This is a genomic window from Blattabacterium cuenoti (assembly GCF_014251315.1).
Taxonomy (GTDB): Bacteria; Bacteroidota; Bacteroidia; order Flavobacteriales; family Blattabacteriaceae; genus Blattabacterium; species Blattabacterium cuenoti_AJ.
In genome coordinates, this window is the sequence record NZ_CP059185.1 from 284,651 (window position 1) to 301,017 (window position 16,367).

At 26.7% G+C, this 16,367-nt stretch carries 14 protein-coding genes, 2 tRNA genes and 1 pseudogene; 10 read left to right on the plus strand and 7 right to left on the minus strand.

Features of this window, described 5'->3' with window-relative positions:
* Position 1: 1 nt before the first annotated feature.
* Positions 2–349, minus strand: coding sequence for a hypothetical protein (locus tag H0H74_RS01350; protein WP_185849460.1), 348 nt, complete (start codon positions 347–349; stop codon positions 2–4).
* Between the two features lie 46 nt (positions 350–395).
* Between H0H74_RS01350 and H0H74_RS01355 the strand changes: the two genes are divergently transcribed.
* Positions 396–905, plus strand: coding sequence for a CvpA family protein (locus H0H74_RS01355; RefSeq protein ID WP_185849461.1), 510 nt, complete (start codon positions 396–398; stop codon positions 903–905).
* Positions 895–1,896: a LuxE/PaaK family acyltransferase gene (locus H0H74_RS01360; protein ID WP_185849462.1), complete on the plus strand. Its 1,002-nt coding sequence runs from the start codon at positions 895–897 to the stop codon at positions 1,894–1,896. The genes H0H74_RS01355 and H0H74_RS01360 overlap by 11 nt, the downstream gene beginning before the upstream one ends.
* Here H0H74_RS01360 and H0H74_RS01365 read toward each other — a convergent pair.
* The 3 genes from H0H74_RS01365 to der all read right to left on the minus strand — a co-directional run bounded on the left by H0H74_RS01365 (position 1,893) and on the right by der (position 6,233).
* Positions 1,893–4,196 carry an inorganic phosphate transporter gene (locus H0H74_RS01365; protein WP_185849463.1) on the minus strand — a complete coding sequence of 768 codons (2,304 nt, stop codon included), beginning with the start codon at positions 4,194–4,196 and terminating at the stop codon, positions 1,893–1,895. The genes H0H74_RS01360 and H0H74_RS01365 overlap by 4 nt on opposite strands.
* An 85-nt stretch (positions 4,197–4,281) precedes the next feature.
* Entirely contained in the window at positions 4,282–4,869 is a 588-nt protein-coding gene (gene ruvA, locus H0H74_RS01370) for a Holliday junction branch migration protein RuvA (protein WP_185849464.1), read from the minus strand.
* Positions 4,870–4,901: 32 nt separating this feature from the next.
* Positions 4,902–6,233, minus strand: a complete 1,332-nt coding sequence (gene der / locus H0H74_RS01375; RefSeq protein WP_185849465.1) for a ribosome biogenesis GTPase Der — start codon at positions 6,231–6,233, stop codon at positions 4,902–4,904.
* Positions 6,234–6,324: 91 nt separating this feature from the next.
* On the opposite strand from der, the gene trmD reads away from it, so the two are divergent.
* Positions 6,325–6,990, plus strand: coding sequence for a tRNA (guanosine(37)-N1)-methyltransferase TrmD (gene trmD / locus H0H74_RS01380; RefSeq protein WP_185849466.1), 666 nt, complete (start codon positions 6,325–6,327; stop codon positions 6,988–6,990).
* On the opposite strand, the pseudogene argH reads toward trmD, so the two are convergent.
* Positions 6,968–8,355 (minus strand): annotated as a pseudogene (gene argH, locus H0H74_RS01385) (argininosuccinate lyase). The gene trmD and the pseudogene argH sit on opposite strands and share 23 nt — an antisense overlap.
* Before the next feature lie 109 nt (positions 8,356–8,464).
* Between argH and gyrB the strand changes: the two are divergent.
* The 3 genes from gyrB to truB are packed head-to-tail and all read left to right on the plus strand — an operon-like array spanning position 8,465 to position 11,940.
* Positions 8,465–10,390, plus strand: a complete 1,926-nt coding sequence (gene gyrB, locus H0H74_RS01390) for a DNA topoisomerase (ATP-hydrolyzing) subunit B (RefSeq protein ID WP_185849467.1) — start codon at positions 8,465–8,467, stop codon at positions 10,388–10,390.
* 45 nt (positions 10,391–10,435) lie between these two features.
* A complete protein-coding gene (locus H0H74_RS01395; protein ID WP_185849468.1) occupies positions 10,436–11,227 on the plus strand; it encodes an undecaprenyl-diphosphate phosphatase in 792 nt (263 codons plus the stop codon).
* On the plus strand, positions 11,224–11,940 hold the full coding sequence (truB, locus tag H0H74_RS01400) for a tRNA pseudouridine(55) synthase TruB (protein WP_185849469.1): 717 nt from the start codon (positions 11,224–11,226) through the stop codon (positions 11,938–11,940). The genes H0H74_RS01395 and truB overlap by 4 nt, the downstream gene beginning before the upstream one ends.
* On the opposite strand, the gene rpsP is transcribed toward truB, so the two are convergent.
* The gene (gene rpsP / locus H0H74_RS01405) at positions 11,937–12,275 is read right to left on the minus strand and encodes a 30S ribosomal protein S16 (protein WP_185849470.1); all 339 of its coding nucleotides are present in this window, start codon (positions 12,273–12,275) and stop codon (positions 11,937–11,939) included. The genes truB and rpsP overlap by 4 nt on opposite strands.
* Positions 12,276–12,401: 126 nt before the next feature.
* Here rpsP and H0H74_RS01410 point away from each other — a divergent pair.
* The 4 genes from H0H74_RS01410 to H0H74_RS01425 all read left to right on the plus strand — a co-directional run bounded on the left by H0H74_RS01410 (position 12,402) and on the right by H0H74_RS01425 (position 15,106).
* Positions 12,402–12,472, plus strand: a tRNA-Gln gene (locus tag H0H74_RS01410).
* A 54-nt stretch (positions 12,473–12,526) separates the two neighbouring features.
* Positions 12,527–13,924, plus strand: a complete 1,398-nt coding sequence (locus H0H74_RS01415) for a dicarboxylate/amino acid:cation symporter (RefSeq protein WP_185849471.1) — start codon at positions 12,527–12,529, stop codon at positions 13,922–13,924.
* A gap of 7 nt (positions 13,925–13,931) precedes the next feature.
* Positions 13,932–14,993 (plus strand): diphosphomevalonate/mevalonate 3,5-bisphosphate decarboxylase family protein, encoded by a 1,062-nt coding sequence (locus H0H74_RS01420; protein ID WP_185849472.1) that lies wholly within the window; start codon positions 13,932–13,934, stop codon positions 14,991–14,993.
* A 38-nt stretch (positions 14,994–15,031) separates the two neighbouring features.
* Positions 15,032–15,106: transfer RNA gene (locus H0H74_RS01425), tRNA-His, on the plus strand.
* 11 nt (positions 15,107–15,117) lie between these two features.
* Here the strand turns inward: H0H74_RS01425 and H0H74_RS01430 are convergent.
* On the minus strand, positions 15,118–16,305 hold the full coding sequence (locus H0H74_RS01430) for a pyridoxal phosphate-dependent aminotransferase (RefSeq protein ID WP_185849473.1): 1,188 nt from the start codon (positions 16,303–16,305) through the stop codon (positions 15,118–15,120).
* Positions 16,306–16,367: the final 62 nt, after the last annotated feature.

Sequence of the window (16,367 nt, forward strand, 5' to 3'; positions counted from 1 at the left end):
TTTATTCAAGAATATTTTCTTCGTTCATATAACGAATAATAGCTTTTTTAATTAAAAATAATTGTTCTTCCTGATTAAAAGGAATTTTATTTTTTAATATATAATGAGGCCATCCTTCCTTATCTCTTCCAATAAAAAAATAATACCCAAAAGGTTCGAGTATTCTACATATTGCAATATGTAAAATATTAATTTTATCTTCTTTATTGAAAAATCGATTTTTTCCTTTTCCTAATTCTTGAATTCCTATTATATAAATAATTCCAATTATATCAATTTTTCCTTCAATAGAAAAATTATTTTGTATATATGACATGACTTTATTCCAATTGATATAAAATTGCTGCATAAATTTTTTTTTACATTTTATTTAGTATATATACTAAAAAATAGTTATGTTAGATATAATTATTATAATTATAATTTTATATGGGGGGTATCATGGATATCAAAAAGGATTAATTTCTCAGTTTTTCATATTTATGATATTTTTTATATTGATTTTCAAAGGTTTTTATGTTTTCGGTATTGTAAAAAAAATCCTAAAAGAAATCAATATAGTAAGCGAAAAATCCTATATTTTTATAATTTATTCTTTAATAATTTCGCTTTTTTCTATTATTCTTATGGCTTTTATAACTAAAAAAATCATAGAATTCATAATGATTGTCACATGGATGAAACCTATAGATAGATTGGGGGGTGGAATATTAGGCATGATTAAATATTTTTTTTGTCTTTCAAGATGTATTCTTTTCCTAAAAGAAGCAAATAAAAAAATAGATTTATTTTCTCACAATTTTTTTCAAAATTCCTTTGAAAAAGAATTTCAATTTTTTTTCTATAAAAAAGGATCTTTATTGAATAAATTAAAAGAATTATATTTTAAATTTTATGAATTTTAAAAAAAAGATTTTTTCTATATTTTCAAAAAAAGAATTTGATAATTTGACATGGGATATATTCCATTATCAAATTAAAAATAACAAAATTTATAAAAATTATCTTAAATCCTTAGAGGTAGATCCATTTGAAATAAAAAATATTTCTGAAATTCCTTTTTTACCTATTTCTTTTTTTAAAACGCATCGTATTTTGAGTAGTAACATAACGGATTGTTACGATATCATTTTTACCAGCAGTGGGACTACTGGAATTCAAAGTAAACATTATGTAAAAAATTTGAGTGTTTATATCGATAGTATTAGAAAAAGTTTTGAATTTTTTTATGGACCAATAGAAAAATTTAAGTTTTTAGGATTTTTTCCTACAGATACAGATATAAAAAATTCTTCTTTAATTTATATGGTAAAATATTTGATACAAAAAACCTATCAAAATGGAAGTCATTTTGTTTTTTCTACTTATGATCAAGAAGGAGATTTTAATTTGATTCTTAATCAAAATGATAAAAATATTTTAATTTTTGGACTTAGCTTTTCTTTATTAGATTTTATAGAAAAATATAATCATTTAAAACAAAATGAATATCAAAATAAAGTCATAATTATGGAAACAGGAGGAATGAAGGGAAAAAGAAAAGAAATTATTAGAGAAGAATTACATAATCTTTTAAAAGAATTTTTTTGTGTAAAGGAAATTCATTCGGAATATGGAATGACAGAATTGCTGTCTCAAGCATATGCAAAAAAAAACGGAATATTTAGATGTCCTCCTTGGATGAGAATATATATAAGAGATGCTGAAGATCCTTTTATACATGTAGATAATAATAAAATAGGAGGGATTGATATTATTGATTTATCGAATTATTTATCTTGTCCTTTTATTTCTACTGAAGATTTTGGGAAGAAAATCAATGAAAATGAATTTGAAGTCTTAGGAAGAATGGATTTTTCAGATATGCGAGGATGTAATCTAATGACCATTTGCTAGAAAGCTAAAAAGGATGCATCTTTTTTTGATGAAATATGGGATAATGCATTGTGATACAATAGTATAATATCTTCTATGTTTTCCGTAATTTTTTTTGATTGTAAAAGAATATCCAACATCAAAAAAGTATTTTTTGTTCCATATTTATTATGGATGATTCCCATAACCTGTTGATTCATTTGCTCTTCAATTTTTTTTAGAATTTTATTTTGTATTATACAAGGAAATTGAATTTTTTTACAATTTCTATCTTTTGTTATTCTTTTTATGATGTTGAAATGTTCAATCATAAGATATTCAAGTGTTAATAAATTCTTCTTTTGTTTATATTTTAAAGGTTTATGGCTGTTTATCACATGAAACAATGTATGATTTGTTATAATGTCTGAAGATTCAATGATTTCTTTAGTTTTGTTGTATACATGTAAATAAAGGATTCCAGCAATTGGTTTTTTATTCTTTGTTTTTCTAATCACTTTAATTAAAGAGTAATGTATATCTGTAAAATTTTCTTTTACTTTTAAAAAAGAATTTCGATTTTTTTGAAGAATTTTTAAATTTTCTTGAGTAATTCCTTCTATACTATTTTTATAAATGTTTTCAATATATTCAAGTATCGGTTTTAGAATATCGAAAGTTTTGTTTAAAGTCCCCTCTAAAGTTAAATTCATTATTCCAATAAATGGTTTTTCTTTTATTTTTTTATCTTGCATTTTATCATAGTTTTTATAACTTCTATAAAAAACAAATAAAATAAAAAAAATAAGAAAGGATAGAGCCCATGCTTTAAAAAAGTATAAAAAAGAAGCCGTGATTCCTGCCATTGCAAAGGCTATTAACCCTGTTAAAAACCACCCTCTTATGACTTTTAATACCCCTGAAACTCTATAAACAGCACTTTCTCTGTCCCATGCTCTATCTGAAAGAGAAGTCCCCATAGATACCATAAAAGTGACAAAAGTGGTAGATAATGGCAGTTTTTGAACTGTGGCTATAGATATCAATATACTGGATATAGTTAAATTAGCAGAAGCTCTTACTAGATCAAAAGCTTCGCTTTCTTCTTTTTGTATTTTTTTTTGCTTAAAGTTTTTTTCTATTTTTACCAGAAGTCTTTTAGGGAAAAATTTAAAAAAATGATTTCCTATATATAAAAAAAATCGAACAATTCCTCTAGAAAAAGAATTGGATAAAAATTTTTCTGGTCCTTCATTTTGTCTACTTAAATTAAGTTCTGTACTTGTGAGGTTTTTTGTTTTTTTGGAAAACCAAAGAGTGAATATCATAATCATTCCTGAAAGAATTAAAACAGAAGATGGAACCTGTACATTTCCAGATAAACTTTTCATATTGAATTTTTCAGCAGGAGGACTCCCCGATTCTTTCCATATATTATAAGATTGTATACTAGCTATAGGAATTCCGATAAAATTGACTAAATCATTTCCTGCAAAAGCCATAGCCAAAGAAAAAGTTCCATATAATACGACAAATTTTAATATATTATATCCTAAAGAAACAAATATCTTGGCTATCAGAGTCCATGTTGAAAATAATATAAGCAAAAAAATAAAAAAATTATGGTGAATCCATTTTATAAAATGTTGAATGAATAAGGAGAATCCTGTTAAGTTTTCATCCATAAAACCCTGTAAAGTACTATGCAATCCTCTTACAATAAGAAAATAAGTCATACTGCTCAATGAAATGGCCGACCATATTACCCCTACATATCTTAATCTACTTTCATATTCAAAACTGAATAAATAACGAATGAAATAGTGAAGAAAAGCTCCGGAACTAAAAGAAATGATAATAGATAAAAAAATACCTATACTAATGGTCAATGTTTTTTCCGCTTTAATATATAGAGTTAAATGATGAAAGGGTTCGTTATTAAATGGAGAAGACATCTTTATCATAGCTATACTGAAAGCTGCGCCTAATAAACAAAAAACCATAGATACTGTAGTGGAAGTGGGTAATCCTAAAGTATTAAAAACATCCAGTAAAATAATATCGGATATCATAACCGCTAAGAAAATAAAAATAATGTCTGAAAAATAAAAATAGGAAGGATCAAAAACACCTTTTCTTGCGACTTCCATCATTCCACTAGACAAAAAAGCTCCTAATAAAATACCTAAACTAGCAAAAATCATGATAGTCCTACGAGAAGCTACTTGAGATCCTATGGAAGAATTTAGAAAATTAACGGCATCATTAATTAAACCAACAATAAGATCAAATATAGATAAGAAAAAAATAACCACTATAATTGATGGATAAAAAAGTTTCATAATCAGAGGTATTATTGAATTTACAAAAAAAAACAAAAGTATATTATTAAGGTTTTTTTATAAATGGTGAATAATTTTTATGATTTCACAATTTTTTTAAAGATTCTTTAATGAGATTTTCTACAGAAAATTCTGGATTTTCATCCAAAATATCATCCAAAACTTTTTTAGACTCTTTAGGAGAAAATCCAAGGACACTCAAAGCACTTAAAGCTTCTTTTTTTATTAAATAAGGTTCATTTTTCAATAGTTTTACGTTTTTTTCTTGTTTAGAAATTTTATCTTTTAGTTCAATAATAATTCTTTGAGCTGTTTTTATCCCAATTCCTTTAACTTTGTTAAACACTTTTATATCTTCTTTAGATATAGATTTTTCTATTTCATATGGAGTAAGAGAAGATAATAACATGATAGCAGAACTTGGACCGATTCCATTCACAGAGATCAAATAAGAAAATATTTTCCTTTCTTTTTTATCAAAAAAACCATATAAAACATGTTGATTTTCTTTTATAAACAAATAAGTATATATGAAAATATCTTTTCCTTCTTTTTCTAACAAAGAATCATAGGTATATGAGGATATGTGAATATAATATCCTACTCCATGACAATCTATGATTAAATAAGATTGATTTTTATCTATTAACTTTCCTCTTAAATGTGTTATCACGATACTATCAGTAGATAATAAATCTAAAAAAGTTATTTTTTTCTAAAAAAAATTTGTATGGGAACTCCTACAAAATCAAAGTGAGAACGAATTTTATTTTCAACAAATCTTTTATAAGATTCTTTTATGTATTGAGGAAAATTAGAAAAAAAAATAAATTTTGGTGTGTACGAAGGTAATTGAGTACAATATTTTATAGTTATGAATTTATTTTTTTTCTTAGGAATAGGAGGATTTTTTTTCAGAATTGGTAACATAATTTTATTTAAAATATTTGTTTTTAATCTGTTCTTACGGTATTTTAAAACCTGATAAGCCATAGGAAGAATGTTGTGTATTCCATCTTTATTTTTAGCGGATATAAAAAGAATGGGGACATTATCAAATGGATAAATTTTTTTTTTTATAAAAAATTCGTAATCTTTTTGTGTACAAAAATTTGTATTACGAAATAAATCCCATTTATTAATAAGAATTATGATTCCTTTATGATTTTTCTCCACTAATCTAAAAATATTCATATCCTGTCTTTCCCATCCACGATTTGCATCTACCATTAAAAAACAAACATCCGCATATTCTATTGTGTTAAATGTTCTCATAGTAGAATAAAATTCAATGTTATCTCTGATTTTTGATTTTTTTCTAATACCAGGGGTATCTACTAAAATACACTCATATTCCCATTTTTTGTATAATACATCTAGACTATCTCTGGTTGTCCCCGACATATTTGTCACAATATGATGGTTTTTATTTAGAAAAGAATTAATCAAAGTTGACTTTCCAACATTGGGTCGTCCTATTATTGAAAAACGAGGAATAAATTCTTTTTCCAATATTTCTTCTTTTTTTTTAAAAAATTCTCCATGATTGAATATTTCTATTAATTTATCTAGTAATTCTCCCGTTCCGCTTCCATTTATAGCTGATATATAGTAATATTTTTCAAATCCCAAATGAAAAAAATCTGTGTTAGAATATATAGATTTTCCGTTATCTATTTTATTCACAACTAATAAAATTATTTTTTTACATTTTCTTAATATTTTAGCAATTTCTCTATCTGAATCTAATATTCCTATTTTTATATCTACTAAAAATAAAATAACATCAGATTCTTTTATAGCTATGAAAATTTGGTTTTTGATTTCTCTTTCAAGTACATCATTTTTTGAAATAGAAAAACCACCAGTATCTACCACAGAAAATTTGACTCCATTCCATTCTGAATTTCCATAAATACGATCTCTTGTCACTCCACTTGTTACATCGACAATAGCTTTTCTTTTTCCTACAAGACGATTAAACAAAGTTGATTTTCCGACATTGGGACGTCCTATTATAGATACGATATAATTCATTTTTAATAAATTATTCACAAAGGTAAAATTTTTTTATTAGTTTCATTCTTAGATTATTAGTCAAAGTGTATATTAACAAAAAAATAATGCGTTGCGTATAGATATTATTAGTGTAGTGCCTGAAATTCTTCATAGCCCTTTTTCCAATTCTATTATTAAAAGGGCAATTAATAAAGGTTTAATTGATATTCATGTTCATGATTTGCGTAAATATGGTTTAGGAAAACGAAAAAATGTGGATGACTATCCTTATGGAGGTGGATCAGGAATGGTCATTAAAATAGAACCTGTATATCAGTGTTTTTCAAAGCTTTTATCCGAAAGAGATTATGATGAAAAAATTTTTATGACTCCTGATGGAAAGTTATTTTCACAAAAATATGCTAAAGATTTAACTGATAAGAAAAATATTATCATTCTTTGTGGACGTTATAAAGGAGTTGATCAAAGAATTAGAGATTACTTAATTTCCAAAGAAATATCTATTGGAAATTATATTTTATCCGGAGGAGAACTCGCGGCTGCTGTTGTTGTAGAATCTGTAGTTAGATTATTACCTGGGGTAATACAAAATCAAGATTCCATTTTGACAGATTCTTTTCAAAAAGAATCCTTAATAGCCCCCCCCATTTACACTCGTCCAGTGATTTATAAAGGATGGGCTGTTCCAAAAATACTTTTATCTGGACATCACAAAAAAATCAAAGATTGGTTGTATCAAAAATCTATACAATTCAAACAAAGATTGGATGATTAGAGGATCCGTCAAAATCAATCTTTCTATAAATTAAGCGTTTTATAACTTCATTAAGTTTATCAAAGTCAAATTCTTTTATTACATCTTGCATTAAATTTCGAATTTGTGTGTTACACAAATTTCCTATACTTCCTTCATGAGAATAACAACCCTTAGTAAAGGGAATAAAACATCCATTTTGGATATCTAAACCTACTTTTTGATAAGCTTCCCTAAAAGAATATCCTTTTTCAAGAACCAACTTGTTCACGACTTCTACACTAAACAAGTATTTATACTTATCATCCTGAATAATATCCTTTTTTATTATGATATGATTCAACATATATTGAAACATGGACAAACATTTTTTCATTTCTTCAAAAATAGGAATAAATCTTTCTTTAATAATTTGAAAATCTCTATGATATCCAGAACATAAATTAGAAGAAATCAAAGAAATTTCATTAGGTAATGAAGTAATTCTATTACATTTAGCTCGTATAATCTCAAAAACATCTGGATTTTTCTTATGAGGCATAATACTAGATCCGGTAGTAAGATCATCAGGAAAACTAATAAAATTAAAATTTTGACTTAAATACAAGCAAATATCTTGTGCCATTTTACTTAAAGTTCTTGACAAAGAAGCAATAGATTCTGAAACGATTCTTTCCATTTTTCCACGTCCCATTTGAGCATACACCACATTATAATTTAAATTATCAAAACCCAATAAATCAGTTGTCATTTTTCGATTTAAAGGTAAAGAAGATCCATAACCTGCAGCGGAACCTAAAGGATTTTTGTTCACAATACGATATGCGGTACGTATTAATAGTAAATCATCTATTAAACTTTCAGCATAAGCTGCAAACCAAAGACCAAAAGAAGAAGGCATCGCAATTTGATAATGAGTATAACCAGGTATTATTATATTTTTATGTTCTTCGCTTAATTTTAATAATAAATCAAAAAAAGAATAAGTTAGGTATACAATTTCCTTGATTTCTGTACGAACAAAAAGCTTCAAATCCACCAAAATTTGATCATTTCTGGATCTCCCACTATGTATTTTTTTCCTACGTTTCCTAAACGATTGATTAACAAAAATTCTACCTGAGAATGAATATCTTCTATTCCTTCATCGATCTTGAAATTATTCTTCAAAATTTCGTGAACATAAATGTTACGCAATTCCTGAATTAAAATTTTTAAATCTTTTTTATTTAATAATCCTATACTTTTCAACATAATAACATGAGCTATGGTTCCTATAACATCATGTGGGGCTAAAAATAAATCTATTTTTGAATCCTTACTTGAAGTAAAATTTACGATTTCTTTATTAAAACTAAAATTCGTTTTTTTTTCCCAAATTTTCACGGAATAATATTTTTTCTATATTTGATGAATTATAAAATTAGAAGATAAAACTATAAACTTTATGTAAATAAAGAAAAATTTTTAATAAAATTAAATTAATTAATGGATTATGAATAAAAAACATAATACAATAAAAGATTATACAGCAGATAGTATTCAATCTCTTGAAGGAATTGAACATATTCGACTCAGACCCTCTATGTATATTGGGGACGTAGGGGTTAGAGGATTACACCATTTAGTTTACGAAGTCATAGATAATTCTGTAGATGAATCTTTAGCAGGTTTTTGTAATAAAATATGGGTTACAATTCATAAAAATGGATTTATTACGGTACTTGATAATGGTCGTGGAATTCCAATAGACATTCATAAAAAAGAAGGAAAATCGGCTCTAGAAGTTGTTATGACTAAAATTGGTGCAGGTGGGAAATTTGATAAAAATTCTTATAAAGTTTCTGGAGGATTACACGGAGTAGGAATTTCTTGTGTCAATGCTCTATCTAAAAAACTTATAGTTACAATTTATCGTAACGGAAAAATTTACCAACAAGAATATTTAAGAGGAAAACCTCTTTATTCTGTAAAATGTTTAGGAAAAACTAATATGCAAGGAACAAAAATTTATTATCTTGCTGATCATTCTATTTTTAATTCCATTATATATAATCATGAAATTATAGCTAATCGATTAAAAGAATTATCTTTTTTAAATAAAGGTTTGTACTTATTTTTAAAAGACGAAAGAGAGAATATAAAAGAACATTTTTTTTCTGAAAATGGATTAAAAGAATACCTTCAAATTTTAGATAAAAATCAGGAATCTTTAACCAAAGATATCCTTTTTATTGAAGGAGAGAAAGATAATACTATTGTAGAAATTGCAATGCAATACAATACTTCTTTTAAAGAAAAAATTTATTCCTATGTAAACAACATCAATACTTATGAAGGAGGAACTCATATTTCTGGTTTTCGAAGAGCATTGACAAGAACGTTAAAAAAATATGTAGATGGATATGGTAATATTTTATCTAATAAGATAGAATTAACTGGAGACGATTTTAGAGAAGGCATTACGGCTATTATATCTGTTAGAGTAATGGAGCCTCAATTTGAAGGACAAACTAAAACAAAATTAAGTAATCACGAAGTAGGAGGTATCGTGGACAAAATAGTAGGAGAAACGTTGTATAGTTATTTAGAAGAACATCCTGGTGATAGAAAAAAAATTATTGATAAAATAATATTATCAGCTAAAGCGCGTCAAGCTGCTAAGAAGGCTCGTGAGTTGATCCAAAAAAAGACTTCAATAAGTAGTATTTTACCTGGAAAATTAGCGGATTGTTCTTTCAATAATCCAGAAAATTGTGAAATTTATTTAGTAGAAGGAGATTCTGCTGGAGGAACAGCGAAACAAGGCAGAGATAGAAATTTTCAAGCGATTTTGCCTTTACGAGGTAAAATCCTAAATGTTGAAAAAGCTATACAATATAAAATATTTGAAAATGAGGAAATAAAAAATATATTTACTTCTTTGGGAGTTTCTATTGGGACAGAAGAAGATCAAAAAATTCTAAATATAAAAAAACTAAGATATAATAAAGTTATTATCATGACAGATGCAGATATAGATGGAAGTCATATTTCTACTTTAATTTTAACATTGTTTTTTCGTTATATGAAACCATTAATAGAGAAAGGCCACATCTATATTGCTACACCTCCACTTTATTTAATTCGAAAAGGAAATCATTATCAATATGCTTGGAGTGATCAAGAAAGAGAAAACATTATACATAAATTAGGAGGAAGAAAATCTATCAAAATACAACGATATAAAGGATTAGGAGAAATGAATGCAGAACAACTTTGGGAAACAACTATGAATCCCAAAAAAAGAACTTTACGTAAAGTAAATATAGACGATTATTCAGAAGCAGACAGAATATTCTCCATTCTTATGGGAGATGAAGTTCCTCCAAGAAGAAATTTTATAGAACAAAATGCGATACATGCAAAAATTGATGTTTAGTTTGTTTCATTAATTAAATAAATAAATAAAATTGATCATATTGTTATGAATTATATTCAATCAATCCTATTAGGGGTTATTGAAGGAATTACAGAATTTTTTCCTATTTCTTCTACAGGACATATGATTCTTGCGGCTTCCATAATGGGAATACTAGAAAATAAAATAATGAATTTATTTCTTGTTTCTGTTCAGTTTGGAGCCGTTTTATCTGTAGTTTTTTTGTATAAAAACAAGTTTTTTTTTCAAAAATTGGATTTTTATATAAAAATTTTTATAGCTAGTTTTCCTGTTGGAATTTTTGGTTTTTTATTGAATAAAATCACAAATTTTTTTTTATATAGACCACTTATAGTCGCTTTATCTCTTTTGATAGGAGGATTGGTAATTTTGAAAGTAGAAACTTTTTATGAAAAAAATTTTTATAATAGAAAAAATAGTATTACTTATTTGAAAGCTTTGATCATTGGATTATTTCAATGTATGGCTTTAATTCCAGGAGTATCTAGAAGTGCAACCACTATTGTGGCTTGTATGCTACAAAATGTGAATAGAATAAAAGCTATTGAATTTTCTTTCTTCTTATCTGTTCCTGTTATTGGAATTGCTACATGTAAAAAATTATTTGACTATTATTTTCAATTGAATTCTTTCACATTTAAAGATATAGAATTATTGTTATTAGGAAATATAATATCTTTTGTCACTGGAATGATAGCTATCAAATGTTTCACAAAATATTTAAAGAATTTTAAATTATTTGGATATTATAGAATTGTTTTAGGAACTTTTTTTATTATTGTACATTATTTAATAAAACCAATTGGAAAATTTTGAGTACGAATTTATTAGAATTTAAAAATGGGAAAATATTGTTAGTAGATAAACCATGGGGATGGACTTCTTTTGATATTGTTAAAAAAATAAAAAACTATATTCTCACTGAGACTATAAAAAAAGAAAATTTGAAAATCGGACATGCCGGAACTTTAGATCCTTTTGCTACAGGTTTATTAATTGTACTAACAGGAAAATATACTAAAAAAGTAAATGAGATTCAAAATTATAAAAAAATTTATACAGGTATTATAAAATTAGGTTGTGAAACCTTATCTTTTGATTCAGAAACAGAAGAGTATAATTTTTCTTCCGTTTCGCATGTTACTCCTCAATTGATTAAAAAAATATCTAAAAAATTTTTGGGAGAAATAGATCAATATCCTCCATATTTTTCTGCCTTGAAAACAAAAGGAAAAAGATTTTATGAATATGCCAGAAAAGGTAAAAAAATACTTATAAAATCTAGACGTGTGAAAATTTACAAATTTCATATTATAAAAATAGGAATTCCCTACGTAAAATTTTTTATAGAATGTGGAAAAGGAACTTATATTCGATCTATAGCACAAGATTTTGGTAAAGCGCTTCGAAGCGGAGCTTATATTCTTTCTTTAAGAAGAGAACGAATAGGAAATTTTTCTATGACTATGAATTGTTCTTTTATAGAATTAAATGTTTCAAAAGAATTTTCATGTTACTTACTAGATTAAATTTTATATTTTTTGTACCATATATGAAACTTTTTTTGCGATTCTTCATTGGTTAATACACCTTTTTTAACTCCTTTTAATAAATGTTTTTTCAATAATACACCGGTTTTGGAAAAAATGGATTTTACCGTATTGGTAGGTTGTGCTCCTTTCATTAACCAGGATACAGCGTCTTCCATTTTTAATACAGTTGAAGGAGGATCCGTATGAGGATTATAAGTTCCTAACTTTTCGATAAATTTTCCATCTCGTGGAGCACGAGAGTCAGTTACAACTATATGATAAATAGGTCTATGTTTTTTCCCAATTCTTTTTAAACGAATTTTTACGGACATAATTTGTGATAAATTTATATTATAATTATATACGAAACCTTTTAAGGTTTTTATAGCAAAGTAGACCAAATTTAGATATAATTATCATGTTTTTGAAAAAAAATGGTATATATTTACATTTTTCATAGACCCGTTGTGTAATGGAAGCACAGCAGATTTTGGTTCTGTTAGTTGGGGTTCGAATCCCTACGGGTCTGTTACCTGACCATATTGGTATAGTATTTTGATTTGATTGGATTTTTTGGTATAAAATGAGTATAGGAATGAAAATAAAAAAGGAAAAAGTCTTATTAATAGCTTTTTTAAGTGTTTTGGCATATATATTTATTCATTTATCAAAATCCTTGTTAGGATTAGATAAATTTACTCTTTGCATATTAAGATGTTTTGTGATATCTATTTTCATATTGTATTCTTTTCTGAAAAAAGACTTAACTACTTGGATCTTATTATCTATTATCATAGGAATAGAAATGGGATTAGATCTTCCAAAAATTGCTGTAGAATTAAGATTTTTATCTCAAATATTTTTGAGATTGATCAAAACTATCATTTCTCCAATACTGTTTTCAACTTTAGTCGTTGGAATAGCAAGTCATTCTAATATTAAACAGTTAGGTAGCATGGGATGGAAATCCCTACTATATTTTGAAGTGGTAACAACTTTAGCTTTATTTATTGGTCTTATTGCTATTAATGTATCTCAAGCCGGAGTAGGTATTGTGATGCCTTCAGGCATTACAGAACAACAATTACCAAAAGTAGAAAGTAGAACTTGGCAAGACACAATTCTTCATGTGTTTCCGGAAAATTTTATAAAATCTATATATCATGGAGATGTATTACCTATAGTGGTATTTTCCGTTATATTTGGTATATCTATGGTTTTTTTAGAAGATAAAAAACGAAGTCCTATATTACTATTTGCAGAAAGCCTTTCAGAAATCATGTTTAAATTTACTAAAATTATTATGTATTTTGCTCCTATAGGAGTAGGATCCGCCATTGCTTATACAGTAGGACATATGGGGTTGGATATTTTATATAATTTATTTCAGTTGTTGTTGACTCTTTATATAGCTTTACTGATTTTTTTGATAGTTATTTTGCTTCCTATTCTTTTGTGGATTAAAGTCCCTTTAAAAGCTTTTATCAAAGCATTAACTGAGCCTGTATCACTCGCGTTTGCGACTACGAGTTCCGAATCTGCCTTGCCTTTACTTATGGAAAATTTAGAAAAATTAGGTGTCCCCAGAAAAATTATAGCTTTTGTGATTCCTACAGGTTATAGCTTCAACTTAGATGGAACAACTCTTTATTTATCTTTGGCAACTGTTTTTGTAGCACAAGCATCTGGTATTCCTTTGAGTTTTAGTCAACAAATATTTATAGGACTAACGTTAATTTTAACTAGTAAAGGAGTTGCTGGAGTACCCAGAGCCTCTTTAGTAATTCTTTTAGCCACTGTAGCTTCTTTTGGATTACCTACTTGGCCTATATTAGCTATTATAGGCATAGATGAATTAATGGATATGGCTAGGACGACCGTAAATGTTATAGGAAATGGATTAGCTAGTTGTGTTATAGCTCGTTCTGAAGGAGAATTGGACGATAAAAAAATGTTAGATTATATAAAAAATGATTTGTAATTGAATTTTGAAAACAAATTGTTTTTTTTATAGAAAAAAAAAATATTCTATAAATCCAAATGGAGTAGTTACAAGCAAAAGTCATTCCAATATTGCTTTAATTAAATACTGGGGAAAACATAATAATAAAACTCAAATACCGTTGAATTCATCTATTAGTTATTCTTTAGGAGAAGTATATACGGTTACACGATTAATTTATCAAAAGAAAAAAGAAAGAAATTTACCTATAAAAGTCTTTTTTTCAGGAAAAGAAAAAACTAGTTTTCTTCCAAAAATTTTGGAATTTTTTCATAGAATTTCATCCTATTGTTCCTATTTACAAGATTTTAATTTCATTATAGAAACCTATAATACTTTTCCACATAGTAGCGGAATTGCTTCTTCTGCTTCTTCCATGAGTTCTTTAGCATTATGTATCATGGAAATAGAAAAAAAATTAGTTTCTTCTTCAAAAGAAGATTTTTTTTTAAAAAAATCTTCTTTTTTAGCTAGATTAGGTTCTGGAAGTGCTTGCAGATCTATTTATCCTGGACTTGTTGTTTGGGGATGTCACAAATCCATAAAAGGAAGTAATAATCTTTATGCTATTCCATATCCATATGAAGTTCATTCCATTTTTACAAAAATAGAAGATACTATCTTAATCATAGATGATGAACCTAAAAAAATATTGAGTTCAAAAGGGCATCAATTAATGAATGATCATCCTTTTGCTAGAGAAAGATTTAAATGTGCGACTCAAAATATGAGTAGACTTATATCTATATTAAAGATAGGAGATTTTCAAGAATTTGGAGAATTAATAGAACATGAAGCTTTGACTCTTCATGCCATGATCATGACCTCTCGTCCCTATTTTTTATGTATGAAACCAAATACTCTGAATGTGATTTATACGGTATGGGATTTTAGGAAACAAAACAAAAAAAATATTTATTTTACATTAGATGCAGGTGCCAATGTTCATCTTTTATATCCTATTCAAGAAAAAACATTCATTCTAAAATGGATATATAGTGATTTGTTTGTTTATTCTAAAAAAATTATAGAAAGTTTTTGTTTATAGAATTAATTATATTTGTCTTTTGTTTTGTGTTTGTTTTGGTGGACGTAGCTCAGTTGGTTTAGAGCATCAGATTGTGGTTCTGAGGGTCGCCGGTTCGAATCCGGTCGTCCACCCAAATTTATTTCTAATTTAAGACCTTTTTTATTCTTGTAAAGGCTTCTATAATTTTATCATCTGATGATGCGTAAGAAATCCGTAAACATTCATTATCACCAAAAGCACTTCCACTAACGGTAGCTACTTTACTTTGATCAAGTAAAAATTCAGAAAATTCATCTGAATTTTGAATTATTTTTCCATGTAATTTTTTTCCAAAAAAAGAAGAAATTTTTGGAAAAATATAAAAAGCTCCATTTGGTTGATAAAATTGAAATCCATCAATTTCTTTGATCATATCCAAAACTAGATTTCTTCTTTTTTTAAACTCTTTAATCATATATTCTATTTTATTAGGATGAGCTGCTAATGCAGTAATAGCAGCTATTTGTGCAATAGAATTAGCACAAGACGTCATCTGACCTTGTATTTTATCACAAGATTGAGCAATCCATTCTGGAGCTCCAATATATCCAATTCTCCAACCTGTCATTGAAAAAGCCTTAGATAATCCATTAACTGTGATAACTTGATTATGAATATCAGGAAATATAGCAATACTAGTATGTTTTTCTGAATAACAAATATGTTCATAAATTTCATCAGAAAGAATCATGACTTTTGGATGTTTTTTAAAAATTTCCGATAAATCTTTTAATTCTTCATAAGAATAAACGCTTCCTGTAGGATTGCAAGGACTACTGAAAATAAATAATTTTGTTTTAGATGTTATAGCTTTTTCTAATTGTTCTGGATGAATCTTAAAATCGTTTTTCATAATTGTTGGAATGATAACAGGAGAAGATTCACAAAACTTTACCATTTGTAAATAACTAACCCAATAAGGCGCGGGAATAATAACTTCATCATCTTTATTCAACAAAGATAGAAGAACATTCATTATCGCTTGTTTTGCTCCGGTAGAAACTACAATTTGAGAAGGGGTGTATTTTAAACGATTATCACGAGAAAATTTTTCGCATATCATTTTTTTAAGTTCGAAGTATCCGGATACAGGAGTATAATAATGATAACCTTCATCTATCGCTTTTTTTGCAGAGGATAAAACAAAATTAGGAGGGGAAAAATCTGGTTCTCCCAAACTCAAGTTTATAATGTTATAACCTTTATTTTTTAATTCTCTAGCTTTAGCTGACATAGCTATAGTTTGTGAATAAGATATATTTTGTAAACGATAAGATAATCTATTTTTCATATCATAAATATTTATGGAATTATTTGAAATGATTACAAATCTAAATAAATTTGGTTATAAGT

What these genes read in the sequence shown, in the direction of transcription:
- H0H74_RS01350 (WP_185849460.1), bottom strand. Translation starts at nt 349, where the DNA reads ATGCAGCAATTTTATATCAATTGGAATAAAGTCATGTCATATATACAA.
- H0H74_RS01355 (WP_185849461.1), top strand. Translation starts at nt 396, where the DNA reads ATGTTAGATATAATTATTATAATTATAATTTTATATGGGGGGTATCAT.
- H0H74_RS01360 (WP_185849462.1), top strand. Translation starts at nt 895, where the DNA reads ATGAATTTTAAAAAAAAGATTTTTTCTATATTTTCAAAAAAAGAATTT.
- H0H74_RS01365 (WP_185849463.1), bottom strand. Translation starts at nt 4,196, where the DNA reads ATGAAACTTTTTTATCCATCAATTATAGTGGTTATTTTTTTCTTATCT.
- der (WP_185849465.1), bottom strand. Translation starts at nt 6,233, where the DNA reads ATGAATTATATCGTATCTATAATAGGACGTCCCAATGTCGGAAAATCA.
- gyrB (WP_185849467.1), top strand. Translation starts at nt 8,465, where the DNA reads ATGAATAAAAAACATAATACAATAAAAGATTATACAGCAGATAGTATT.
- H0H74_RS01395 (WP_185849468.1), top strand. Translation starts at nt 10,436, where the DNA reads ATGAATTATATTCAATCAATCCTATTAGGGGTTATTGAAGGAATTACA.
- rpsP (WP_185849470.1), bottom strand. Translation starts at nt 12,275, where the DNA reads ATGTCCGTAAAAATTCGTTTAAAAAGAATTGGGAAAAAACATAGACCT.
- H0H74_RS01415 (WP_185849471.1), top strand. Translation starts at nt 12,527, where the DNA reads ATGAGTATAGGAATGAAAATAAAAAAGGAAAAAGTCTTATTAATAGCT.
- H0H74_RS01430 (WP_185849473.1), bottom strand. Translation starts at nt 16,305, where the DNA reads ATGAAAAATAGATTATCTTATCGTTTACAAAATATATCTTATTCACAA.